The 21,939-nt window shown below is 69.3% G+C and carries 22 protein-coding genes and 1 pseudogene; 15 read left to right on the forward strand and 8 right to left on the reverse strand.

The window, feature by feature from the left end:
* The first annotated feature begins 115 nt into the window (after nucleotides 1–115).
* The 3 genes from ACFVM3_RS13120 to ACFVM3_RS13130 all read left to right on the forward strand — a co-directional run bounded on the left by ACFVM3_RS13120 (nucleotide 116) and on the right by ACFVM3_RS13130 (nucleotide 2,096).
* Nucleotides 116–697: a hypothetical protein gene (locus ACFVM3_RS13120; protein ID WP_378438309.1), complete on the forward strand. Its 582-nt coding sequence runs from the start codon at nucleotides 116–118 to the stop codon at nucleotides 695–697.
* A 471-nt stretch (nucleotides 698–1,168) separates the two neighbouring features.
* Nucleotides 1,169–1,732, forward strand: a complete 564-nt coding sequence (locus ACFVM3_RS13125; RefSeq protein ID WP_378438310.1) for a TetR/AcrR family transcriptional regulator — start codon at nucleotides 1,169–1,171, stop codon at nucleotides 1,730–1,732.
* Between the two features lies 1 nt (nucleotide 1,733).
* On the forward strand, nucleotides 1,734–2,096 hold the full coding sequence (locus ACFVM3_RS13130; protein ID WP_378438312.1) for a tautomerase family protein: 363 nt from the start codon (nucleotides 1,734–1,736) through the stop codon (nucleotides 2,094–2,096).
* Here the strand turns inward: ACFVM3_RS13130 and ACFVM3_RS13135 are convergent, their stop codons facing one another.
* Nucleotides 2,097–2,792, reverse strand: a complete 696-nt coding sequence (locus ACFVM3_RS13135; RefSeq protein ID WP_378438314.1) for a CDP-alcohol phosphatidyltransferase family protein — start codon at nucleotides 2,790–2,792, stop codon at nucleotides 2,097–2,099.
* Between the two features lie 60 nt (nucleotides 2,793–2,852).
* On the opposite strand from ACFVM3_RS13135, the gene ACFVM3_RS13140 reads away from it, so the two are divergent.
* The 5 genes from ACFVM3_RS13140 to ribA are packed head-to-tail and all read left to right on the forward strand — an operon-like array spanning nucleotide 2,853 to nucleotide 7,721.
* Entirely contained in the window at nucleotides 2,853–3,833 is a 981-nt protein-coding gene (locus tag ACFVM3_RS13140) for a zinc-binding alcohol dehydrogenase (protein ID WP_378438316.1), read from the forward strand.
* 21 nt (nucleotides 3,834–3,854) lie between these two features.
* The gene (locus tag ACFVM3_RS13145) at nucleotides 3,855–4,253 is read left to right on the forward strand and encodes a 6-pyruvoyl tetrahydropterin synthase family protein (protein WP_378438318.1); all 399 of its coding nucleotides are present in this window, start codon (nucleotides 3,855–3,857) and stop codon (nucleotides 4,251–4,253) included.
* A complete protein-coding gene (locus ACFVM3_RS13150) occupies nucleotides 4,250–5,317 on the forward strand; it encodes a glycosyltransferase family 4 protein (RefSeq protein ID WP_378438320.1) in 1,068 nt (355 codons plus the stop codon). The genes ACFVM3_RS13145 and ACFVM3_RS13150 overlap by 4 nt, the downstream gene beginning before the upstream one ends.
* Entirely contained in the window at nucleotides 5,314–6,132 is an 819-nt protein-coding gene (locus ACFVM3_RS13155) for an SAM-dependent methyltransferase (RefSeq protein WP_378438322.1), read from the forward strand. Before ACFVM3_RS13150 ends, ACFVM3_RS13155 begins: the two co-directional genes overlap by 4 nt.
* The gene (ribA, locus tag ACFVM3_RS13160) at nucleotides 6,129–7,721 is read left to right on the forward strand and encodes a GTP cyclohydrolase II (protein ID WP_378438324.1); all 1,593 of its coding nucleotides are present in this window, start codon (nucleotides 6,129–6,131) and stop codon (nucleotides 7,719–7,721) included. Before ACFVM3_RS13155 ends, ribA begins: the two co-directional genes overlap by 4 nt.
* Here the strand turns inward: ribA and ACFVM3_RS13165 are convergent.
* A complete protein-coding gene (locus ACFVM3_RS13165; protein ID WP_378438326.1) occupies nucleotides 7,677–8,372 on the reverse strand; it encodes a creatininase family protein in 696 nt (231 codons plus the stop codon). The two genes, ribA and ACFVM3_RS13165, sit on opposite strands and share 45 nt — an antisense overlap.
* Nucleotides 8,373–8,390: 18 nt before the next feature.
* Between ACFVM3_RS13165 and ACFVM3_RS13170 the strand changes: the two genes are divergently transcribed.
* The 3 genes and pseudogenes from ACFVM3_RS13170 to ACFVM3_RS13180 all read left to right on the forward strand — a co-directional run.
* Nucleotides 8,391–9,179: an inositol monophosphatase family protein gene (locus tag ACFVM3_RS13170; protein ID WP_378438328.1), complete on the forward strand. Its 789-nt coding sequence runs from the start codon at nucleotides 8,391–8,393 to the stop codon at nucleotides 9,177–9,179.
* 79 nt (nucleotides 9,180–9,258) lie between these two features.
* Nucleotides 9,259–10,353 carry a glycosyltransferase family 4 protein gene (locus ACFVM3_RS13175; RefSeq protein ID WP_378438330.1) on the forward strand — a complete coding sequence of 365 codons (1,095 nt, stop codon included), beginning with the start codon at nucleotides 9,259–9,261 and terminating at the stop codon, nucleotides 10,351–10,353.
* Between the two features lie 54 nt (nucleotides 10,354–10,407).
* A pseudogene (locus tag ACFVM3_RS13180) lies at nucleotides 10,408–11,139 on the forward strand (GNAT family N-acetyltransferase); the annotation flags it as partial.
* Between the two features lie 381 nt (nucleotides 11,140–11,520).
* On the opposite strand, the gene ACFVM3_RS13185 reads toward ACFVM3_RS13180, so the two are convergent.
* Nucleotides 11,521–12,414: a LysR family transcriptional regulator gene (locus tag ACFVM3_RS13185; RefSeq protein ID WP_378438332.1), complete on the reverse strand. Its 894-nt coding sequence runs from the start codon at nucleotides 12,412–12,414 to the stop codon at nucleotides 11,521–11,523.
* Between the two features lie 176 nt (nucleotides 12,415–12,590).
* Here ACFVM3_RS13185 and ACFVM3_RS13190 point away from each other — a divergent pair, with 176 nt between their 5' ends.
* From ACFVM3_RS13190 to ACFVM3_RS13205, 4 genes are read left to right on the forward strand one after another with little or no spacing between them, the layout of a single operon-like run.
* Nucleotides 12,591–13,526, forward strand: a complete 936-nt coding sequence (locus ACFVM3_RS13190) for an SDR family oxidoreductase (RefSeq protein ID WP_378438334.1) — start codon at nucleotides 12,591–12,593, stop codon at nucleotides 13,524–13,526.
* A 44-nt stretch (nucleotides 13,527–13,570) separates the two neighbouring features.
* Nucleotides 13,571–14,305 (forward strand): SDR family NAD(P)-dependent oxidoreductase, encoded by a 735-nt coding sequence (locus ACFVM3_RS13195; protein WP_378438336.1) that lies wholly within the window; start codon nucleotides 13,571–13,573, stop codon nucleotides 14,303–14,305.
* 33 nt (nucleotides 14,306–14,338) lie between these two features.
* Nucleotides 14,339–14,962, forward strand: coding sequence for an NADPH-dependent F420 reductase (locus tag ACFVM3_RS13200; protein ID WP_378438337.1), 624 nt, complete (start codon nucleotides 14,339–14,341; stop codon nucleotides 14,960–14,962).
* A gap of 37 nt (nucleotides 14,963–14,999) precedes the next feature.
* The gene (locus ACFVM3_RS13205; protein WP_378438339.1) at nucleotides 15,000–15,866 is read left to right on the forward strand and encodes an NAD(P)-dependent oxidoreductase; all 867 of its coding nucleotides are present in this window, start codon (nucleotides 15,000–15,002) and stop codon (nucleotides 15,864–15,866) included.
* 13 nt (nucleotides 15,867–15,879) lie between these two features.
* Here the strand turns inward: ACFVM3_RS13205 and ACFVM3_RS13210 are convergent, their stop codons facing one another.
* The 5 genes from ACFVM3_RS13210 to ACFVM3_RS13230 all read right to left on the reverse strand — a co-directional run bounded on the left by ACFVM3_RS13210 (nucleotide 15,880) and on the right by ACFVM3_RS13230 (nucleotide 21,541).
* On the reverse strand, nucleotides 15,880–16,845 hold the full coding sequence (locus ACFVM3_RS13210; RefSeq protein WP_378438341.1) for an LLM class flavin-dependent oxidoreductase: 966 nt from the start codon (nucleotides 16,843–16,845) through the stop codon (nucleotides 15,880–15,882).
* 144 nt (nucleotides 16,846–16,989) lie between these two features.
* The gene (locus ACFVM3_RS13215) at nucleotides 16,990–18,435 is read right to left on the reverse strand and encodes a glycoside hydrolase family 3 protein (protein ID WP_378438343.1); all 1,446 of its coding nucleotides are present in this window, start codon (nucleotides 18,433–18,435) and stop codon (nucleotides 16,990–16,992) included.
* Between the two features lie 3 nt (nucleotides 18,436–18,438).
* The gene (locus ACFVM3_RS13220; protein ID WP_378438345.1) at nucleotides 18,439–19,269 is read right to left on the reverse strand and encodes a carbohydrate ABC transporter permease; all 831 of its coding nucleotides are present in this window, start codon (nucleotides 19,267–19,269) and stop codon (nucleotides 18,439–18,441) included.
* Entirely contained in the window at nucleotides 19,266–20,252 is a 987-nt protein-coding gene (locus ACFVM3_RS13225) for a carbohydrate ABC transporter permease (RefSeq protein ID WP_378438347.1), read from the reverse strand. The genes ACFVM3_RS13220 and ACFVM3_RS13225 overlap by 4 nt, the downstream gene beginning before the upstream one ends.
* Entirely contained in the window at nucleotides 20,249–21,541 is a 1,293-nt protein-coding gene (locus tag ACFVM3_RS13230; RefSeq protein ID WP_378438349.1) for an extracellular solute-binding protein, read from the reverse strand. The genes ACFVM3_RS13225 and ACFVM3_RS13230 overlap by 4 nt, the downstream gene beginning before the upstream one ends.
* Nucleotides 21,542–21,939: the final 398 nt, after the last annotated feature.

Genomic DNA, 21,939 nt, shown 5'->3' on the forward strand with positions numbered 1-21,939 from the left:
GCGGCCGCCGCGTACGTGGTCCCTGGTGAGAGCCGCTGACGGGACCAAAGCCTCCTGTTACTCCGGTTCTTTCCGGCGCAGTCTTGTCGGTGGGGGCCGGTGAAGGAGGTCCGTCATGTGGCTCGTGTTCCTGTGGCGCCGAATCCATCTCGGCCGGAATCCGCTGGCCCGGATCCCGGACCGGATCGAGGCGGTGATCCTCGTCGGCGGCGTCTTGGCGGCGCTGCTGGGTGTACCGCTGGCCGCGGCGGCCGGCTCGGAGGCCTACGCCACCATGATGGCGCGCTCGGCTCTTGAGACGGCTTCGCGGCACTCGACGACCGCTTTCCTGCTCGAGGACGCGCCGCCGGCGCGTGTCGGCGTCGACGGGATGCCTTCCGCGGAGACGGCTTCGGTGGCGGCGCGGTGGGCGTTGCCGGATGGGGGCTTTCAGGAGGCTCTCGTGAGCGCCGACCTCGGTGCTTCGGCGGGGGACGCGGTGACCGTGTGGCTCGACGAGTCCGGCGCCGTGGCCGAGCCGCCGGTGATGCCGATGGACGCGACCAGTGCGGGGATCGGTGTCGGGGTGGGGGTGTGGCTGGCCGCGGTGGCGCTGCTGGCCGCGGGGTATCTGGTCGCGCGGCAGCTGCTGAACCGGGCGCGGCGGGCGGCTTGGGATCGGGAGTGGGAGCGGTTCGGGCAGGACTCGCGGTCTTGAGGCTTGGGTGGTCTGTGAAGGCCTCCTTGAGGGACCCAGGGCCCCCCTTCACGAACTTGGGACACGTGCGAAGGTCGAGTTTCCTCGGCTGAGCCGTGTGAAGGGGCTTCACGTGCGTCGGGTGGGAGGCTTGAGGACGCTGGGGCGCCTGTGACGATCTGGCGGTACATGAAGGTCCCCTTGCTGTACTTAGGCGCAAGGAAGGGGGCCTTCATGTACCTGGGCATGGGCTTCACGCGCCTGGGGTGACGCGTGGGGCGCCTGTGGCGATCTCGCTGTCCGTGAAGGCCTCCTTGCCTACTTTGAGGGTAGGGAAGGAGGCCTTCACGGCCGTCGGCCTTCGGAGGGGGACGCAGTTAGTCGGCTAAATGCGGAGACCTGGGCCCTGACCTGCGGGTTCTCGCGAAAGTGGTAGCAAAGGTCCCTTGCTCCCCCTTGCTCACTGTACCTACTAGTATGTACGGTCAGGTCGTGGACAAGAGGGAAAAGCTCATCGAGAGCACTCGCGAACTTCTGTGGGAGCGCGGCTACGTCGGCACCAGCCCGAAGGCGATCCAGGAACGTTCCGGCGCCGGCCAGGGCAGCATGTACCACCACTTCCAGGGCAAGTCCGAACTCGCGCTCGCCGCGATCGTCCGCAGCGCCGACGACCTTCGCGCCAGGGCGGAGGCCGAGTTCTCCGGGCCCGGCTCGGCCGTCGAGCGCATCACCGTCTACCTGCGCCGCGAGCGCGCCGTGCTCAAGGGTTGCCCGGTCGGCAGGCTCGCCCAGGATCCCGACGTGATGGCCGACGCGGATCTGCGCAAGCCGGTCGAGGAGTTCTTCGGCTGGCTCACGGGCCGCCTCGCCGAGCTGCTCGACGAGGGCCGCGCGGCCGGTGAACTCGACGCGAAGCTCGACCCGCTCGCCACGGCGACCGCGCTGGTCGCCGCGCTGCAGGGCGGCTACATCCTCGCCCGCGCCGCCGGCTCACCGGACGTCTTCGCGAAAGCCGTCGACGGCGCCCTCGGCCTGCTCGCCACCAAGGAGAACTGACATGCCCCTCGTGCGCATCGACGCCATCGGGACCGGCAAGCTCGAAGCCCTCGGCAACGCGGTCCACGACGCGATGGTCGAAACGATCGGCATCCCGGCCGACGACCGCTTCCAGGTCCTCAACGGCCAGAGCACCCTGAAATACGACGACTACCTGGGGATCCACCGCGACGAGGGGGTCGTGTTCGTCTCGATCACCATGCGGCCGGGGCGCACCGACGAGCAGAAGAAGTCGCTCTACCGGCGGATCACGGAACTCGCCGAGGAGTATTCGGGGACCGAGCCGCGGAACGTGCTCATCACGATCATGGAGACCGATCCGGTCAACTGGTCGATCGGGAACGGCGAAGCGCAGTACGCGTGATCACGCCGGAGCGGCGGTGAAGGCGTGCTGCTCCAGCAGCCACCACGTGTCGCGCCCGAACGACCACGTCAGCAGCGCCAGCGCGCCCAGCGTGACCACGAAGCCCACCCAGAGCGGCAGGATCGTCGACGCCGCCACGACCAGCACGATGCCCTGGACCGCCGCGACCGTCTTGCGCGCCATGCTCGGCGGAAGCGGCGCGTTCAGCCACGGCCAAAGCCTGCTCGCGGCGACGAACACGTAGCGCATCGCGCCGATCGTGAGCACCCACGGCCCGAGCGACTGCGCGACGACCACGCTCAGGATCAGGATCAGATACGCGTCGACCTCCATGTCGAACCGCGCGCCGAGCGGGGACGCCGTCCCGGTGCGGCGCGCGACCTGGCCGTCGACGGCGTCCAGGACGAGCGCGATCGACGCGAGGACGACCATCGCGGCGATCTCCCGGCCCGCGGTGTCGACGACGAGCGCGGTCACGCAGCCGACCAGCCCGGACCTGCCGAGCGTGACGGCGTCGGCCGGGCCGAGGGAGCGCGCGGTGCTCCGGTTCAGGCCGTAGGTCAGGAATCCGCCGACGGCGAGGCCGTAGGCCGCTCCGGCGAGCCAGCCCAGCGGGCCCAGCCCGGCGACGGCGTCCAGCGTCCCCAGCAGCGCCAGCTGGACGAGGACCCCCAGGAAAACTCCGGGGTTGATCACGAGGCCTCCTCGTTATGGTGGCAGTGACCCCGCTTCCAGGGTCCGACATGAGAGGACACGATGGAACGCGCCTTCTGGTTCAGTGGTTCCGGCGACGGTGAGATCAGGCCGGTCTCCCTCCCTCCGGTCGGCGACGGGGAAGTACTCGTCCGCACCCTGTACTCGGGCGTGAGCCGGGGCACCGAGACGCTCGTCTTCCGCGGCGAGGTCCCACCGAGTCAACGTGAGGCCATGCGCGCGCCGTTCCAGGACGGCGACTTCCCTGGGCCCGTGAAGTACGGATACCTCAATGTCGGCGTGGTCGAACGTGGTCCGGAAGACTTGGCCGGGCAAGTCGTCTTCTGCCTCTACCCGCACCAGACGCGCTACGTCGTCCCGGCGTCGGCCGTGACGCCGGTGCCGCGCGGGGTCCCGCCGGAGCGCGCCATCCTCGCGGGGACGATCGAGACCGCGGTCAACGCCGTCTGGGACGCGTCGCCGAAACTCGGCGACCGGATCGCCGTGGTCGGCGCCGGGATGGTGGGCAGCAGCGTCGCGAAACTGCTGGCCGGGTTTCCCGCGACCAGGGTCCAGCTGATCGACGTGGACCCGGAGCGCGCGAAGGTCGCGGAGGCGCTCGGTGTCGACTTCTCGACACCGGAGGACGCGCTGGGCGACTGCGACCTCGTCGTGCACGCGAGCGCGAGCGAGGCGGGGCTCGCGCGATCACTGGAGCTGCTCGCGCCGGAGGGCGAGGTCATCGAGCTGAGCTGGTACGGCGACCGCCGCGTCAGTGTCCCGCTCGGCGAGAACTTCCATTCCCGGCGGCTGGCGATCCGCTCCAGCCAGGTCGGCATGGTCTCGCCGTCCCGTCGCCTGAACCGCGGCTACGCCGACCGCTTGGCGCTCGCCTTGCGCCTGCTGGCCGATCCAGGATTCGAAGTGCTGGTCAGCGGGCACTGTCTGTTCCGAGAACTACCGGACGTCATGCCGCGTCTGGCCGCGAATGAACCAGGAACGCTCTGCCTCCGTGTGACCTATCAGATGGAGGACACGCGTTAAGGCACGATCGGAGGAGGTCCGTTGTTCAGTATCACCGTCCGCGACCACGTCATGGTCGCCCACAGCTTCCGAGGCGAGGTCTTCGGCCCCGCGCAGCGGCTGCACGGGGCGACCTTCCTGGTGGACGCGACGTTCCGCCGGTCCGAACTGGACGCCGACAACATCGTCGTCGACATCGGCAAGGCGACCGAAGAGCTCAAAGCGGTGCTCGCCGACCTGAACTACCGCAACCTCGACGACGTGCCCGAGTTCGCCGGGATCAACACCTCGACCGAGTTCCTCGCGAAGGTCATCGCGGACAGGCTCGCCGACCGCGTCCACGCCGGAGCGCTCGGCGAGGGGGCGCGCGGGCTCGAAGGGCTCACCGTCTCGCTGCACGAGTCCCACGTCGCCTGGGCGAGTTACGAGCGTGCGCTGTGACCGGTCTCCACGTCGTCCTGCCCAACGACATCGACGACGTGGGCGCGCCCAGCGGCGGCAACGTCTACGACCGGAGGCTGTGCGACGGCCTCACCGCGATGGGGCTGGAGGTCCACGAGATCGCCGTGCGCGGGAACTGGCCGCGGCCCGACACCGGGGCACGCGCCGCGCTGGCGCGTGAACTCGCCGGACTGCCCGACGGTGCGGCCGTCCTGCTCGACGGACTGGTCGCTTGCGGGGTGCCGGAAGTGATCGGGCCGTCCGCGCGACGACTGTCGATCGCGGTGCTGGTGCATCTCCCGCTGGCCGACGAGACGGGACTGTCGCCTTCGCTCGCCGCCGAGCTGGACCGGCTGGAGCGGGAGACGCTCACCGCGGTCGAGGCCGTGGTCGTGACCAGCGCTTGGGCGGCGCGACGGCTCATCGAGCACCACGACCTCGCCCCGCATCGCGTGCACGTGGTGCCGCCCGGGGTGGACAGGGCCGAAGTCGCTTCCGGCAACCGGGCCGGCACGCGGCTGGTCTGCGTCGCCAACGTGACTCCGCGCAAGGGACAGGGCACGCTCGCGGAAGCGTTGAGGTCGCTCAAAGATCTACCGTGGACTTGTGAGTGCGTCGGTGCGATTCCCCGCGAGACCCGTTACGTCGAACGCCTGCGTCGGCACACGCTCGGCGATCGGTTCACCCTTGTCGGCCCTCGATCCGGCGAAGCGCTCGAAGCGACGTATGCGGCCGCAGACCTTCTCGTGCTGCCGTCGCGCGCGGAGACCTACGGGATGGTCGTCACCGAGGCGCTCGCACACGGGGTTCCCGTGCTGACGACGGCCGTCGACGCGCTGCCGGACACCCTCGGCCAGGCGTCCGACGGCAGTGTGCCCGGGATGCTCGTCCCCGGTGAGGACGTCAACGCGCTGGCCGCGGCCCTTCGCCGCTGGCTCACCGAGCCTGAACTGCGTGACCGTCTTCGCGCCTCCGCCCGCCTTCGCCGCGAGACGCTGACCGGCTGGGACGAGACGGCCCGCGGTGTCGCCGCCGTGCTGCTGAGCGAAAGGACGGCGGCATGACCAAGTTCGCCCCGAGCTGGCTTCAGTTGCGTGAGGACGCCGACGCCGCCGCCCGCGCGACCGAGCTGATCGAACCGGTGCGCGCGTTCCTGGCCGGAAGGGAAGAGGTCGTCATCCGGGATCTGGGTTGTGGCACCGGTTCGCTCGGCCGCTGGCTGGCGGTGCGGCTGCCCGGCCGTCAGCGCTGGATCCTGCACGACCGCGACGCCGACCTGCTCACTCACGCGCTGTCGCGCACCAGCCGTCCGGAACACGCTTTGGACGGAAGCGAGGTCACCGTCGTCACCGAACAGCGTGACATCACCGAGTTCCGCGCGGAGGACTTCGCCGGGACCTCGCTCGTGGCGGCGTCGGCGCTGCTCGATCTGCTCACCGCCGAGGAGATGTCCCGGCTGGCGGAGGCCTGCGTCGAAGCGGGCTGCGGGGTCCTGTTCACGTTGAGCGTTTCGGGCCGGGTGGTGCTGTCGCCCAAGGACAAGTTCGACATCGAGGTCTCCGACGCCTTCAACGCGCACCAGCGCCGCGTGACCGACGGCCGGTGGCTGCTCGGACCGGACGCGGTGGACGTCGCGTTCGGCGTCTTCGAACGGCTCGGCGCCACCGTTCGGCGCGCTCCCAGCCCATGGCGGCTGGGGGCCGACCAGGCCGCGCTGACCGCGGAATGGCTCACCGGCTGGGTCGGCGCCGCCTGCGAGCAGCGGCCGGAGTTGGCGGCGGACGGGGACGCCTACCTGCGATGGCGGCTCGCGCAGTGCGCGGCGGGCGAGCTGGACGCGGTGATCCAGCACGAAGACCTCCTGGTGGTGCCTGCGTGAAACGGTGCTGGCCGTGGCTTCGGATCCTCGGCGCGCTCGGCATCCTCGGGGTGCTCGTCTGGCAGCTGGGGACGGGCGCGTTCCTGGCCGGGCTGCGCGAGGTCGACGCCGCCGGCATCGCCGCCGCGCTCGGGATCGGTTTCGCCACCACGGTTTTCAGTGCCTGGCGCTGGTGCCTGGTCGCGCGGCGGCTCAGTCTGCGGTTGTCGCTGCCGAGCGCGGTCGGCGAGTACTACCGCGCGTTGTTCCTCAACGGTGTTCTGCCCGCCGGCGTCCTCGGCGACGTCAACCGGGCCGTGCAGCACGGCCGCGAAGCCGGCGACGTCCCGCGCGGCGTCCGCGCGGTGGTGCTGGAGCGCACGGCCGGGCAGATCGCGGTCGTCGGCGCTTCGGTCGCCGTCGTGCTGAGCGCGCCTTCCGTGGTGCCGTCGCCGATCGACGGAGTCGTCACGGGCGCCGGGATCGTGGTGGTCGCGCTCGCCCTCACACTGATCGTCACCGGGATGACGGCCGGGAAGCGGTGGATCCACAGTGGATCGAAATGGCGCCGCGGGTTCGCCGTCACCCTCGCCGACGTCCGGCTCGGTCTGCTGACCAAGGAGACCTGGCCCGGCGTGAGCCTGCTTTCGATCGCCACCCTGGCCGGGCATCTCGCGCTGTTCGTCGTCGCCGCGCGCGCCGCCGGGATCACCGCGCCGGTCGGCGACCTGCTGCCGTTGATGATCCTCGCCCTGCTCGCGATGGGTCTCCCGCTGAACATCGGCGGCTGGGGCCCGCGCGAAGGGGTTTGCGCGCTGCTGTTCGGCGCGGCGGGGCTCGGTTCGGCGCAGGGCGTCACCGTGGCCGTCGTCTACGGCGTGCTCGCGCTCTTCTCCAGCCTTCCCGGTGCGGGCGTCCTGCTCGTGCGTTCTGTCAGGAGTCACCGAACAGACAGGAGAAACCCGATGATCGTCGAGAGGGTCGTGGAGACCAGGCTGCCCACCCGGTACGGCGTCTTCCGCGCGTATGGGTACCTGGACGCCGACGGCACCGAACAGATGGCGCTCGTGCACGGCGACGTCGCGGCCTTCGGCACGCTGGCGCGGGTCCATTCGGAATGTCTCACCGGAGACGTCTTCAGCTCGATGCACTGCGAATGCGGTGACCAGCTGGCCGCCGCGCTGAAGGCGATCGTCGACGAGGGGGCCGGAATCCTCGTGTACGCCCAAGGACACGAAGGACGCGGAATCGGCCTGCTCGCGAAGCTGAAGGCGATGCGGCTGCAGGACGAAGGGCTCGACACCGTCGAGGCGAACATCGCGCTGGGGCTGCCGGTGGACGCGCGCGACTACCGTGCCGCGGCCGAGATCCTGAACGACCTCGGGGTGCGGTCGGTGCGGCTGCTGTCCAACAACCCGGCGAAGGTCGACCAGCTGAAACGGCACGGGGTGCGGATCAGTGAGCGGGTGCCGCTGCTGGTCACGCCGAACGACGAGAACCTGCGGTACCTGCGGACGAAACAGGAGCGGATGCACCACTTCCTGCCGCATCTGGACCTGATCGAGTCAGCCGAGAGCGGCCAGGGTGTCCCCGAAGCTCTCCACCAGTGACTCCAGCACCAGCCGTCCCTTCTCCGCCGTCGCCAGCGAAGGCCGCCCGACCACCCCGGATTCCGAATACGGGCGCAGTCCCACCGTCAGCAGGTGCCGCCTGTCGTCGGCGAGGTGATCCGCCTCGGTGAAACCGGGCCGGACCAGCGACGGGTGCGCGTGCAGCAGAAGGGAGGTCTCCAGCTCCCCGGCGTGCATGTCGCTGTCCAGCGACGTCTCCAGCCCGGCCGCGTCGTGCGCCGCCTGCCAGCCCTCGACGCCGGGGAAGAGCGCCATCGGCGATGTCGACTCCTGGACCACGTTGGACAGGACGTAGTTGCCGCCGTGCGCGTTCACCAGCACCAGTTTCTGTATGCCGGAACGGCGTAGGGAGGCCGCGACGTCGTTCACGACGGCGTACAGGGTCGCGGCCGAAACGCTGACCGTGCCCGCCCAGTCCGCGTGTTCGTGGGAGCAGCCGATCGTGATCGGCGGGAGCCGCAGCACCGGGTACGCCGCGGCGAGGGCGCCGGCGATCGTCGTCGCGATCAGGGCGTCGGTGGCGAGCGGGAGGTGCGCTCCGTGCTGTTCGAAGCTGCCGACGGGCAGCACCGCGACCTCGGCGCCGCGGGTGCGTTCGTCGGCCGTCGTGGCCGTCGGGAACAGGTCCATTCCGGCTACGGTACCCATATGACCGATCACGCCGCATTGTTGTCCGTCGCCCGCGAGGCCGTCGCCAAGGCGACCGGGATCATCCGCTCGATGACGTCGTTTTCCGTTGCCGCCAAAGGTGATCGCGATATGGTGACCGACGTCGATCTCGCCGTCGAGGACGCCCTCCGCGAATTCCTGGCCCGCGAGACGCCGGAGATCGGCATCCTCGGCGAGGAACGCGGGCATCAGGGCGACAAGGACCTCTGGTGGGCACTCGACCCGGTCGACGGCACGGCGAATTTCGCGCGCGGCATCCCGCTGTGCGGCGTTTCGCTCGGGCTCGTCGACGGTCTCAAGAGCACGGTCGCGGCGATCTCCCTGCCGTTCCTCGACGTCACCTACACCGCCGCCGAAGGGCAAGGCGCGTACGTCGGTGAAGAGCGTCTTGAGGCGTCGAAAGCGACGAAGCTGTCCGACGCGATCGTGAGTATCGGCGACTTCGCGGTCGGGGAAGGCGCGGAGGTCAAGAACCGCGTCCGGATGGCGCTGCTGGCCGAACTCGGCGGCCGGGTGCAGCGGGTCCGTTTCCTCGGCTCCGCGGCGATCGACCTGGCCTGGGTCGCGGACGGCAAACTCGACGCGAGCGTCATCCTCTCCAACCAGCCTTGGGACACGATGGCGGGTGTCCTGCTGGTGCGCGAGGCCGGGGGAGTGGTCGTCGACACCGACGGCGGTGACCACACGGTGCGTTCGGCGGCCACCATCGCGGTCGGTGCCGGGCTGCGTGACGAGATCGTCGCCGCGATCGCCCGCGTGCACGGGTGAAACTTTCCGCCTCCGGAGTTGAACCGGACGGGCGTCGTATCCGTGTCTCCAGATAAGGCGCCCGCATCTGGAGGTAACCGTGTTCACCTCGAATGTCCGCGTGACCGAACCGGTCGTCTTCGTCCTGCCGGGGGACACCGAGGACGTCAGCGGTGAATACGACCGCCGGATGTGCCAGAACCTCCCGGCCACCGGCCTCCCGCTGCTGGAACTGCCGATCGCGGGCGAATGGCCGATACCGGGGCCGCTGTCCCGGTCGAGACTGGCCCGTTCGCTCGCCGCGCTGCCCGACGACACCGTCGTCCTGATCGACGGTACGGTCGCCTGCGGGGTGCCGGAGATCGTGGTCCCGCACGCGCGGCGGCTGCGCCTCGCCGTCCTGGTCCACCGGCCGCTCGCCGACGACCCCGCGCTCGATCCGGCGCAGGCCGCCGAACTCGACGCGTGCGAACGGGAGACCCTGCGGCTGGCAGGCATGATCGTCGCCACCGGGCCGTGGCTCGCGCGGCAGCTGATCGACCGGCACGACCTCGACCCGACGCGGGTCTACGTCGCGACACCCGGCACGGACGCGGCCCCGCTCGCCGCCGGGGCCGACGGCGTCTCCCGGCTGTTGTGTCTCGCGCCCATGACCGCGCGCCACGGCCAGGACGTGCTCATCCGCGCGCTTTCGACGATCGACGAACTGGCGTTCAAATGCGTGTTCGCCGGCGCGACGCAGCACGATCCCGCGTACGTCGACGAGCTGCGCTGGACGGTCGAACGGCTCGGGCTCGGTTCGCGGATCAGCCTCATCCAGCCGCCGGACGACCTCGACCTGGTCTACGACGGCGCGGATCTGCTCGTCCTGCCCGCTCGCGGCGGTACGTCCGGGCTGGTCGTCGCCGAGGCGCTCGCGCGCGGGATCCCCGTGGTGGCCACCGAAACCGCCGGCGTGCACGACGCGCTCGGCACGGCGCCCGGCGGTGGCGTCCCCGGCCTGCTGGTGCCGCCGAACAACCCTTCGGCGCTCGCGGCGGCGTTGCTGCGCTGGTCGCTCGACGCCGAACTCCGCCATTCCCTGCGGACGGCGGCGCTCGCGCGGAGCAGCGTCCTGGAGGAATGGGACGTCGCCGCCGGCAGGCTCACCGACGTCCTTTCCCGGTTGCAGGCGGCGCCGCGTCAGCCCGCTTGACCATCGCCCGGAAGCAGCTATCGGGCCGGTCACCGGCTCGCTTGACTTGGCGACATGCGAATCGTCGATCTTGCGTCCCGCCCCGATCTCCTCGAGCCCGCGCTGAATCTCGGCGATGTCGGCGGTGAGTTCATCTACGCCGGGTTCAGCGGCAAGATGATCACGCCGGACCGGTTCCTGCGTCACTGGTCCCGGTACTTCCTGATCGCGCTGGACGACGACGGCGAACCGATCGCGCGGGCGCTGTCGGTCCCCCTGACCTATCCGGCCGAGGACCGCCGCGACCTCCCGGCGCACGGCTGGGACGAGGCGATCCAGTGGGCCGCGCAGGATCTCATGGACGACCGGGCGCCGGACACCCTGTGCGCCCTCGAAGTCGTTGTGGCGCCACGGATGCGCGGGACGGGACTGTCCACGCCGATGCTGAAGGCACTGAAGGCGCGCGCGGCCGAGACCGGGCTGAAGCGGCTGATCGTCTCCGTGCGCCCGATCGGCAAGGAGGACGAACCCGACGTGCCCATGGAGGAATACGCCGTCCGGCGGCGTGAGGACGGGCTGTTCGCCGACCGCTGGCTGCGCACCCACGAACGGCTCGGCGCGCGGATGATCAAGGTGTGCCCGTTCGCGGTGACGATCTCGGGCTCGATCGCGGACTGGCACGAGTGGACCGGCGTCAAACTCGCCGATGGTGACAACGTGATCCCGGGCGGGATCGCGCCGGTGCACGCGAACGTCGAGCGGGACTGCGGGGTCTACGTGGAGGCGAACGTGTGGATGGAGAACCCTGCCGTTGGGCCGGGGCAGCAGGGCGCCGTGGCATGGTGCGGTGCGGTGTCGCGAAAGCCACTTTCGGGACGTCTGATGTCCCGAAAGTGGCTTTCGCGACACGCTCCGGCCGGTCCAGCTGGTCGTGAGTGGCGATTCGGCTTCTCTTGAGGGGTAAGTCGGATATGGCGTGGCGGTCTCCCCTTGCCGCGGGCCAACCACCCGACACGACACGTTTGCCTTACCCCTCAACAACCTTCACGAGACGTGAGGATGAGCGAGCGGCTCCTACAGCGCTTCCGACGGCCCGGCTGTCGAGCTCTTATGTAGTGAGGGCCCCTTTGAGACCTTCATCGTCTCAAAGGGGCCCTTCATGACATCCCCACGACGACGAAACAGGCCTCACTCCGAGACGGCCGCACCCAAATCGTAGTTCCCGCATTCCGCCGTGATCTCGGCCGTCGCCTGCGCCGCGGCGAAGAAGTCGTCGGCCAGCGGCGAGGTTCGCGATGCCGCCATCGCGAGGCACACCTGTTCGGGCGCGAGTTCCGGGATGGGTACGTAGCTGATGTCGGGCCGTGAGTAGAACACGGTCTCCGAACGCCCCACGAACGAGATGCCCCGGCCTGCCGCGACGTGCTCGAGCTTCTCCTCCACGCCGCGCGCCCGGAGCCCGGAGTCGGGGTGCGGGCGCCTGGTGGGCTGGGTGCCCGGGCCGGCATGCCAGACCAGCGGCTCACCGGCCAGGTCGGCCTCGGTGACCTCTTCCTTGCCCGCCAGCCGGTGGTCGGCGGGCAGCACCACCATGAGCGGCTCGGTGTACAGCGGGGTCACGCGCAGTCCGGTCTCGTCGATGGGCAGCCGCACGAAGCCGACGTCGATGCGGCCGTCGAGCAGCATCGGGGCCTGGTCGTCCCATTCGATCCGCTGTACGTCCAAGACCACGTCCGGATGCCGGGCCTCGAACGCGCGGGCCGCCGGGATGACCGGGATGCCGGTCCGGAAGCCGACCGCCAGCCGACGGCCGCCGCGGGCCGCCACGGTCACCCGGCGGCGGACCGCGTGCGCGGAGGCGAGCAGCGGACCGGCGTCGGCCAGCAGTTGCGTGCCCGCGTCGGTCAGCGCCACGCCGTGGCGATCCCTGGTGAACAGCGGGGCGCCGAGATCCTGTTCCAGCGCGCGGATCTGGCGGCTGAGCGCCGGTTGCGCGATATGCAGTTCCTCGGCGGCGCGGCCGAAGTGCAACCGGTCGGCGACGGCGAGGAAGTAGCGCAGTTTGCGCAGGTCCAGATCCATGGCGCCTCCCGGTCTGGTGATGCCTTCAGGGTATCACCACAACCGGAAACGGTCTTGGACACCTACTCGGGGCAATGGCAACCTGAATAAGTAACGGATGGGGCGAAAAAGAATTCGAAGCAGGAATTCAGTGCCGTCCATCGCGTCCTTTTCGACTCCGGAAAGCAGGCACGCCAATGCGCGTTTTCGTCACCGGCGGGACCGGCCATTCCGGTTCGTACATCATTCCCGAGCTCATCGCCGCCGGGCACGAGGTCACCGGCCTGGCCCGGTCGGACACCGCCGCGGCGGCGGTGTCCGCGCTCGGCGCGAAGGTGCGTCGCGGAGACATCGAGGACCTCGACGGGCTCAAGGAGGCGGCCGCGGATTCCGACGGCGTCATCCACGTCGCGCACCGGCAGGACCTGCTTCCGTCCGGTGGGATCGACGCCGTGGCCGCGGCGGAGCTCCCGATCATGCTCGCGTACGGCGAGGCACTCGCGGGAACCGGCAAGCCGCTGGTCGCGGCGGGGAGCATCGGCTCGCCGGGGAACCTGGGCCGTCCGGTCACCGAGGAGGACCCGGCCCTTCCCGGAGGCGATGAGTATCAGGGCACGCTGCGGGTTCGGAACGTCGTGGAAACCGCCGTGATCGGCCTCGCCGAGCGGGGAGTGCGGTCTTCGATCGTGCGAATCGCCAACATCGCCCACAGCACGACCGATCGCGCCGGTTTCCTCGTGCAGCTGATCGCGATCGCGAAGGAGAAGGGCTTCGTCGGCTACCCCGGAGACGGCGCGCACCTGTGGAACGCCGTGCACATCCGCGATGCCGCCTCCCTGTTCCGTCTGGCACTGGAGAAAGGGCAGGCAGGCGAATATTGGCACGCGATCGCGGACGGCGGCATCCCGCTCCGCGAGATCGCCGAGGCCATCGGCGGCCGTCTGGGCCTGCCTGCCGTGAGTATTCCCGCGGATGTCCTGATGGTGCCGGGATATTTCGGATTCCTCGCGAACATAGTCACCCAGAACTATCCGGCGTCCAGTCTCATCACCCGCCGGACCCTCGGGTGGGAACCTGCACAGCCCGGCCTGCTCGCCGATTTGGACAACGGCCATTACTTCTCCGCCGTCTGATCCGCCGTCTGACGGTATCTACCCATTAATTCAAAGGAGTGATCGTGGGAAAGCTCGATGGCAAGGTAGCGGTGATCACCGGCGGATCCACCGGCATGGCCTTGGCGGGCGCCGAGCTGTTCGTAGACGAAGGCGCGCACGTCTTCATCCAGGCCCGGCGGCAGGAAGCACTGGACGACGCCGTCGAGCTGATCGGCCGCGACGTCACCGCCGTTCAGGGTGACGCGGCCGATCTGGACGACCTGGACCGCTTGTACGACATCGTCAAACGGGAAAAAGGCTCGATCGACGTGCTGTGGGCCAGCGCCGGGATGGGCGAACCCGCCGCCCTCGGCGAGATCACCGAGGAACAGTTCCACCGTGCCTTCTGGCTCAACGCGCGCGGCACCCTGTTCACCGTGCAGAAGGCACTGCCGCTGATCAACGACAACGGCTCGATCCTCATGACCGGATCCAACGCCTCCCTCGGCGCCTTCCCCGGCTGGAGCCTCTACGCGGGAAGCAAAGCCGTCCAGCAGGCTTGGGCCCGCGTCTGGCTCAACGAACTGCGCGACCGCAAGATCCGGGTGAACGTCCTGACCCCCGGCCAGGTCGCCACCGCCAAACAGGAAGAACTGTTCGACGAGGCGACCAAGGACGCGTTCGAATCCCTCATTCCTCGCGGAAAGATGGGCCGTCCCGAAGAAATCGCCACCGTCGCCCTGTTCCTCGCCTCCGACGACTCCAGCTACGTCAACGGCCTGGAACTGGTCGCCGACGGCGGCACCACCGCCGTCTGAACCACTCGAGAACAGAAAGTGAGAGCACATCTCATGAGCAGCATCAGCCTCATCGGCACGGGGAACATGGCCCGGACCATCGGCACGCTCGCGGTCGCGGGCGGCAACACCGTCGAGGTCATGGGACGGGATCAGGCCAAGGCCGATGACCTGGCCAAGGCACTGGGCGGCGGCGCGACGGCGGGCGAGTGGGGTGCCGTCCCGGCCGGGGACATCGTCGTCACGGCCCTGTTGGCCGACGGTGTCGTCCCGGTCGTCGCCGAGTACGGAGACGCCCTCGCGGGCAAGGTCATCGTCGATATCAGCAACCCCTTCAACGCCACGTCCGACGGACTGGCCCACCGCGAGGAGACCTCGATCGCGCGGGAAGCCGCCAAGGTGGCCCCGGCGGGCGCGAGCGTGGTGAAGGCGTTCAACACCGTCTTCCGTAATGTCCTGGAGAAGGGCAGGCCCGACGTCTTCATCGCCGGCGACGACGCGCGGGCGAAGGCGGGCGTGGCGGCCTTCATCGAGAGCCTCGGGCTGCGCCCGCTGGACGTCGGCGGCCTGAAAATGGCGCACTGGCTGGAAGGAATGGGGGTGGTCACGATGGGCCTCGCCCGGAACGGGGTCGGCCACTGGGACTTCGCCCTCGGTGTCGACGAATTCACCGGCTGAGCCCCGGCACCGCCCGCCATCGGGCAAAGTAGGTCCCATGGGCATCTCCAGAGTCGGTTTCGCCGGGCTGGGCAGTATGGGTGGGCCGATGGCCGTGAACCTGGCGCGGGCCGGGATCCCGTTGCTCGTATGGAATCGCACGCCAGGCCGGACCGCGGTGGCTGGGGCCGAGGTCGCCGGGGACGCGGCGGAGCTCTTCGAGCGGTGCGAAGTCGTGATCCTGATGCTGAAGGACGCGGCCGCCGTCGACGCGGTGCTCGACCGCGGGCGGTCCGCGCTGGCGGGCCGCACGATCGTCCACATGGGAACGACGGCGCCGGAGCATTCCCGCGCGATCGAGTCGGAGCTCCTCGCGGCCGGGGCGAAGTACGTGGAGGCACCGGTTTCCGGCTCGCGGGTTCCGGCGGAGGCGGGTGAACTGGTCGCCATGCTCGCGGGCGATCCTGCCGCGATCGAGGAGATCAGGGAGCTTTTCGGGCCGATGTGCCGGGAGACCGTGGAGTGCGGGCCGGTACCCAACGGGCTCCTGATGAAGCTGGCGGTCAACGTGCACCTGACCGCCGTCGTGACCAGCCTGGCCGAGACCGTGCACTTCGCCAGGACGCATGGGCTCGACCTCGGCCTGCTCGCAGACGTCCTCGGCGCCGGGCAGCTGGCCAGCCCGATCGTGCGGGTCAAGGCGCCCAAACTCGTCGAGGAGGACTTCGCGCCGCAGGCCTCGATCGCGAACGTCCTGGCCAACGTCGAGCTGATCGCGGCGGCGGCGAGGGAAGCGGGACTCACGTTGCCGCTGATCGAGGCGTCCCGCGCCCTCTACGCCGAGACCGCGCGGCTCGGCTTCGGCGAAGAGGACATGGTGGCCGTCGTCAAGGCGCTCGGCGCCCGCCCGCATTCAGAGGACTAAACGCGGGCAGGGGTCAGCCGCGCAGGGCCGCCGCGATCCGGCCCGCGGCGGCGAAGGCCTCCTCCTCCGGCTCGCCGAGCAGGGGGAGCAGGATGACGGATTCGGTCCCGGCCGCGTACAGCGCGCGGATCTGCTCGACACAACGGTCGAGCGGCCCGCTGATGCTCAGCCGGTCGATCCACTCGGGCCGCAGCCGCCGTGCCAGTTCCGCCCGGTCGCCGTTCACGGCGGCGACCTCGGCCAGCAGTTCGGCGCCGAAGTCCAGCGGTTCCAGCGCCGGGCCCGAGTTCGGCCCGATCGCGGAAGCGACGTCGGCCCGGGCGCGCTCGCGGGCCCGCTCGGGATCGGCGTCGAGGGCCAGCCAGTTGTAGGTGGCGATCGTATGACCTTCGACGCCGGTGAGGTCCCGCGTCGCGTGGACGTACTCCGGTGTCGCCGGTTCGGCGAGGAGCGTCCCGTCGGCGACCCGCCCCGCCGCCGCGAGCGACTTCGGGCCGCGCACGCCGGCGATGAGCTTCGGCGGCAGCGCGGGCGGGAACTCCAGCTCGACCTCGTCGAGCCGGACGTGCTTTCCCTCGAAGGAAACGCGTTCACCGGCCAGCAGCCGCCGGATCACCGTCAGGGTCTCCTCGAAGGCGGCCAGCGCCGACTTCGGCCACGCGTCGATCTGCCGCATCCAGCTCGGCACCCCGTGCCCGAACCCGACGATCAGCCGACCTGGGTACAGCTCCGCCAGCGCCGCGATCTCCATGGCCGCGATGGCCGGGTTCCGCGCCACGGCGGGCATGATGCCGATGCCGAGGGTGATCTTCTCGGTCGCCGCCAGCACCGCCGACGCCGTCGCGATGCCGCCCGCGTAGAAGCAGTCCTCGACGATCCAGACCTCGTCCAGGCCTTCCTGTTCCGCGCGCCGGGCCAGGCTCTTCAGCCGGGCGGCGGGCAGTTCGCGCGGGATCCTGACTCCGAGCCGTGCAACCAAGTCGATCAACTCCTGGGCCGGGTACCGATCTTCAGGGACTACAACACTCCGGTCCCGGCGCCGCAACCGAATAACGCGATTCGTCCTCTGAACGCGGTACATGCATACGCAATTACCGCATTCAGAGGACGAAATGCGACAGGGTCAGGCCAGGTATTCGGCCGCGGCCCGGAGGCTCACGTAGGACCCGCTGAACGTGTCGATCCGCGGACCGTCGCCCGAGTCCGGTCCCGGTACGCCGGTCTCGACCCGGATGTAGTCCACAGTGGACTCCCGCAGCCAGTCGAGGAACTCGCGCACCTCGGGGTGCCGGTGCGCCTCGCGTGTCACGATCACGACGTCGCGTGCGCCGTGGACGGCCTCGATCGCGGTCGCGATCCCGTCCGCGCCGACCTTGAGCGTCCGGGTGCCGGGCACGAGTTCGGTCAGATGCGAGCCGAGCCCCCACGGCATCGGGCCCGCCGCGACGATCGGCTCGGTCTCGATGTCGATCACCAGCGGTGGCCCGGCCAGCTTCGGCGATCCCTTGATCCGCAACGCCTTGCGCGCCGCCTCCAGCCCGAGCCCGTGATCCACCGGCGAGATCGGCGTCGACACCGGGGGAGTGCCGAGCGCCGCGACCCGCTCCGACGCCTCGGCCAGCCGCTCCAGCGGCAGTTCACCGGACTTGACGGCGGCCGCGATGACCGCCGCGATCCGGTTCAGCTCGTCCTCTTCGAACGACACACCGCCGAGGCAGAGCGCGTCGGCACCGGCGATCAGGGCCCGCACCGACGCCCGGCCGACCCCCTCGGTCTTGCCGAGTTCGCCGGCGACGGCACCCATGTCGAGCGCGTCGGTGACCACCGCGCCGGTGAAGCCGAGTTCGCCGCGCAGGACGTCGGTGAGCGCCTTCGGGTTGAGCGTCGCGGGCAGCTCACCCCACGCGGGTACGACGAGGTGCCCGGTCATCACCGCGCGGACCCCCGCCGCGATCGCCGCCTTGAACGGGACGAGTTCGAGCTCGTGCAGTTCCGCCTCGGTCCTGGGCAGCACCGGGAGCGCGTGGTGCGAATCGTCGGTCGCCGCCCCGTGCCCGGGGAAGTGCTTGGCCGACGCGGCCACGCCGTACTTCTGCAGGCCGGTGATGTACGCCGCGACATGCGGCGACGCCTTCACCGGGTCCGAACCGAACGCTCGCACCCCGATCGAGGGATCCTCCGCCGCGAGCGTCAGATCCGCGCACGGGGCGAAGTTGATCGTCACCCCGCACGCGGCCAGCCGTTCCCCGAGCGCCGCCGCGACCGAGGTCGTCAGCTCGACGTCGTCCGCGGCGCCGAGCGCGAGCGGCCCCGGGACGAACGAGCCGGTGGCGACGTCGAGCCGGGTGACGTCACCGCCCTCCTCGTCGATCCCGATGAGCACATCGGGCCGTTCCGCCCTCAGCCGCGCGCTGAGCGCCGCCACCTGCTCGTCGTCGACCACGTTGCGGCCGAAGAGGATCGCGCCGCCGAGGCCGTCGGCCACCTTGCGCCGCAGCCAATCCGGTGCGGTCGTGCCGTCGAAGCCCGCTACGAGAACGGATTCGGCCAGCTTTTCCGGTGAAGACAACGCTTATCCCTTCACTGCGCCTGCGGTCAGGTTGGACACGAGCTTGCGCTGGACGAGGATGAAGAACACCAGCGCGGGCACGGCGTAGATCACCGACGCCGCCATGATGCCGCCCCAGTCCACGGAAAACGCGGTCCGGAACGACGAAAGCCACACCGGCAGCGTCTGCTTGCTCTGGTCGCGCATGAACACGAACGCGAACAGGAACTCGTTCCACGCGGTGATGAAGCTGAACACCGAAGTGGTCACCAGTCCCGGTGCGAGCAGCGGCAGCGTCACCCGGCGGAACGCGCCCGCCCGGCTGCAACCGTCGATCATCGCGGCTTCTTCGAGGTCGTACGGGATGCCGTTGACGAAGCCGTAAAGCATCCAGCACGTGAAGGGCAGTGTCGCCGCGAAGTACACCAGCAGCAGCGAAGGCAACTGGTTGAGCAACCCGGCGTCCCGCATCAGCAGGTACATCGGGATCAGCAGCGCCTCGAACGGTGCGAGCTGCGCGACGAGCACCAGCATCAGGAAACCCTTGCGCCCGCGGAAGCGCATGCGGGACAAGGTGACCGCGGCCAGCACGCCCGCGACGAGCGAGCACAGCACCGCGCCGATCGTGACGATCAGGCTGTTGGCGAGATAGGTGGTGAACCCGGGCTTCGTCAGCGCCGTGACGAAGTTTTCGAACGTCACCGAGAGCGGGATGAGGTCGTAGTTCGGTGACAGGACCTCGCCCGGCGTCTTCAGCGACGACGTGACCATCCAGTACGTCGGGAAGACGAACAGGAGGGCCACGATCACCCCGAACGTGCCGAGGCCGATCCGCTGGATCAGGGACTTCTTCATGACAGGTCGGCCTCCTTCGTGCGCACCAGCAGCTGGACGTACCGGGCGGTGAGCAGGATCAGCACGAGCATCATCAGCAGGGCGGCGGTCGCCGCCAGGCCGAAGTGGTTGCCCGCGAGGCCCTTGAGGTACATGTAGACCGGCAGTGTCGTGCTGGCGCCGTCCGGCCCGCCCTGGCGGATCGCCCACACCTGGGCGAACAGCTTGAAGTCCCACAGGACCGACAGGAACGTGACCATGGTCAGGATCGGCCGGATCGCGGGCCAGCTGACCGCCCAGAACGCCTGCCAGGCGTTCGCGCCGTCGATGCCCGCGGCCTCGTACTGCTCCTTCGGAACGCCGAGAAGCCCGGCGTACAGGGTGAACGCCACGAACGGCACGGCCTGCCAGACGACCAGCAGACCGATGACGGTCAGCGTGCTCGGCCCGGTGGAGAACCAGGAATGCCCGATGAACCCGTCGAAGCCGAGTTTCGCGAGCGTCTTGTTCAGGATCCCGTACTGCTGATCGAAGATCCACTGGAAGACCGTGGTCGTCGCGAGTACCGGGGTCGCCCACGCGAGGATCAGCGCGACTTGCAGGACCACTCGGACGACCGGGTTGAGATGCCGCATCAGCAGCGCCATGAACAGCGCGAGCAGCAGGGTGGTGATCACGACCGCGGCGGTGAACACCAGCGTGCGGACGGTGATCTCCCAGAATTCGGGGTCGGAAAGGATCTCGGAGAAGTTCTCGAACCCGACCCAGACCATCTCTCCGGAGACCAGCTCACGGAGGTCGAGCTTGCGGAAACTGATCCCGATCAGCTGCAGTGTCGGCCAGCCCAGCAGGACCAGGATCGCGACCAGCGCGGGGAGGATCAGCAGATACGGCGCCGTCCGTTCGCCGAGACGGAGGCGCCGATTCGACTTCGGCGGCTTGATGCGCGGCGAAGCCGGCGGGGAGGACCCCGCCGGCGTCGTCACATCTTCGGTCGTGGTCATCCGCCGATGAGCTTGTCGAGCGCTGCGTTGGCGTCGGCGGTCGCCTGGTCGAGCGATTTCGTTCCGGTCAGGTAGGCGGTCAGCATGTCCTTGATCGGGTTCTGGCCCGATTCGACGTCACCCCACTTGGGGCTGGTCGGCACGGCGCGGCCGTTCTTGGACGCCTCGGCCATGACCTTGGTGAGCGGGTTCGCGTCGAGCGCGGACACGTCGGTCGAGGTACCGGGGACGTAACCGGCCTTGGCCAGCTCGGTCTGGTACTTCGGGGTGGAGAACAGCTTGATGTAGTCCTTGGCCGCGGCCGCGTTCTTGCTGTTGGCCGGGATGACCAGGTTCGAGCCGCCGAGGAAGACCGGGGCCGACTTGTCGGCGGTCTTGCCGGGGATCGGGAACGCGCCCGACTTCTCCTTGATCGTCGGGTCGGTCTTGGCCGCGGTGTCGACCTCGCCAGGGACACCGATCATCATCGCGACCTTGCCCGCGCCGTAGATGCCGGCCTGCTGCGGGGTGGCCTCGTCTGCGTCCTTCGGCGCCTTGGTTCCCGAAGCGTCGGTGAGCTGCTTGTAGAACTCGAGCCCGGCCTTGGCCTGCGGGGTGTCCAGAGTGGACTTGAAGGACTTCCCGTTGGCCTGCGCGATGTCGCCGCCCTCGTCCCAGATGTAGGACAGCAGCTCGTACCAGTTCTGGCCGGGGTGGTAGACGGCCTGGAACTCGGGGTCGCTGCCGAACTTGGCCTTGAGCTTGGTGATCGCGTCGAGCCACTCCGCGCGCGTCTTCGGCGTCGCGGTGATACCGGCCTGCTCGAACATGTCCTTGCGGTAGATGACCTCACGGTTGGCCGCGTAGAACGGGACGCCGTAGGTCTTGCCGTCGAATTCGCCCGATGCCTTGAGGCCCTGGAGCCACTGGGCGCCGTTGAAGTCGCCGACGCTCGAGGTGAGGTCGGCGAGCACGCCCTGGTTCGCGAACGCGGGGGTCTGGGTGTTGCCCAGCTCGATCACGTCCGGCGGGTTGTCACTGGCCAGCGAGGTGGTCAGTTTCTGCTGGATACCGTTCCACTGCTGGATCTCGTACTTGATCTTGACGCCGGGGTGCGCGTCTTCGAATTCCTTGTGGAGCGAGTTCGTCAGGGCTTCCGGGGCGGTCCCGGTCATGAGCCAGACCGTGAGCGTGCCGTTCGAGGCCGGAGCGCTCGAATTCGTGCTGTCGCCACTGCCGGAACCGGCGCAGCCCGCCGTCGCGAGGGTGATGGCGGCGGCGCCCGCAGCCATCTTGAGCCAGCGCTTCACTCGTGCCGTCCTTTCGATGCCCGGCCACCATGCCGGGCTCCCACAAAATGGTGTAGACCAATGCGGGCAGCGTGGTACGTACCACTCCGACTGTCAAGCAGGTGGCCGGTTCGTTGTAAACGAGCCGCAATCTTTCACCTTGAGTGAGCGCATGATCACGCGGATGATCGGATTTCGGCACTGTCGTCAGTGCCTCGCGAGGCACGCTGACATGCGGTTTTTCTTTGGCTGTACCGGTGATCGGGGCATTCGGCGGGAGGCCGCTGCGCCGTTCGGACGAAGGCGGGGTTCGCGTTCGCCGAGAGGGGGTACGGCATGGTGATCACCGTGCGGATCGGAGTCGCCGACGCGTTGCGAAAGCACTTTCGCAACGGTGAAGGTTGCGAAAGTGGCTTTCG

Origin of the sequence: Amycolatopsis sp. NPDC057786 (assembly GCF_042797905.1) — a bacterium.
Taxonomy (GTDB): Bacteria; Actinomycetota; Actinomycetes; order Mycobacteriales; family Pseudonocardiaceae; genus Amycolatopsis.

Bases quoted from the DNA above. Each gene is read 5' to 3' on its own strand.
- ACFVM3_RS13205 (WP_378438339.1), top strand. From the start codon at position 15,000: ATGGGCATCTCCAGAGTCGGTTTCGCCGGGCTGGGCAGTATGGGTGGG.
- ACFVM3_RS13225 (WP_378438347.1), bottom strand. From the start codon at position 20,252: ATGACCACGACCGAAGATGTGACGACGCCGGCGGGGTCCTCCCCGCCG.
- ACFVM3_RS13130 (WP_378438312.1), top strand. From the start codon at position 1,734: ATGCCCCTCGTGCGCATCGACGCCATCGGGACCGGCAAGCTCGAAGCC.
- ACFVM3_RS13155 (WP_378438322.1), top strand. From the start codon at position 5,314: ATGACCAAGTTCGCCCCGAGCTGGCTTCAGTTGCGTGAGGACGCCGAC.
- ACFVM3_RS13165 (WP_378438326.1), bottom strand. From the start codon at position 8,372: ATGGACCTGTTCCCGACGGCCACGACGGCCGACGAACGCACCCGCGGC.
- ACFVM3_RS13185 (WP_378438332.1), bottom strand. From the start codon at position 12,414: ATGGATCTGGACCTGCGCAAACTGCGCTACTTCCTCGCCGTCGCCGAC.
- ACFVM3_RS13140 (WP_378438316.1), top strand. From the start codon at position 2,853: ATGGAACGCGCCTTCTGGTTCAGTGGTTCCGGCGACGGTGAGATCAGG.
- ACFVM3_RS13120 (WP_378438309.1), top strand. From the start codon at position 116: ATGTGGCTCGTGTTCCTGTGGCGCCGAATCCATCTCGGCCGGAATCCG.
- ACFVM3_RS13200 (WP_378438337.1), top strand. From the start codon at position 14,339: ATGAGCAGCATCAGCCTCATCGGCACGGGGAACATGGCCCGGACCATC.
- ACFVM3_RS13190 (WP_378438334.1), top strand. From the start codon at position 12,591: ATGCGCGTTTTCGTCACCGGCGGGACCGGCCATTCCGGTTCGTACATC.
- ACFVM3_RS13220 (WP_378438345.1), bottom strand. From the start codon at position 19,269: ATGAAGAAGTCCCTGATCCAGCGGATCGGCCTCGGCACGTTCGGGGTG.
- ACFVM3_RS13170 (WP_378438328.1), top strand. From the start codon at position 8,391: ATGACCGATCACGCCGCATTGTTGTCCGTCGCCCGCGAGGCCGTCGCC.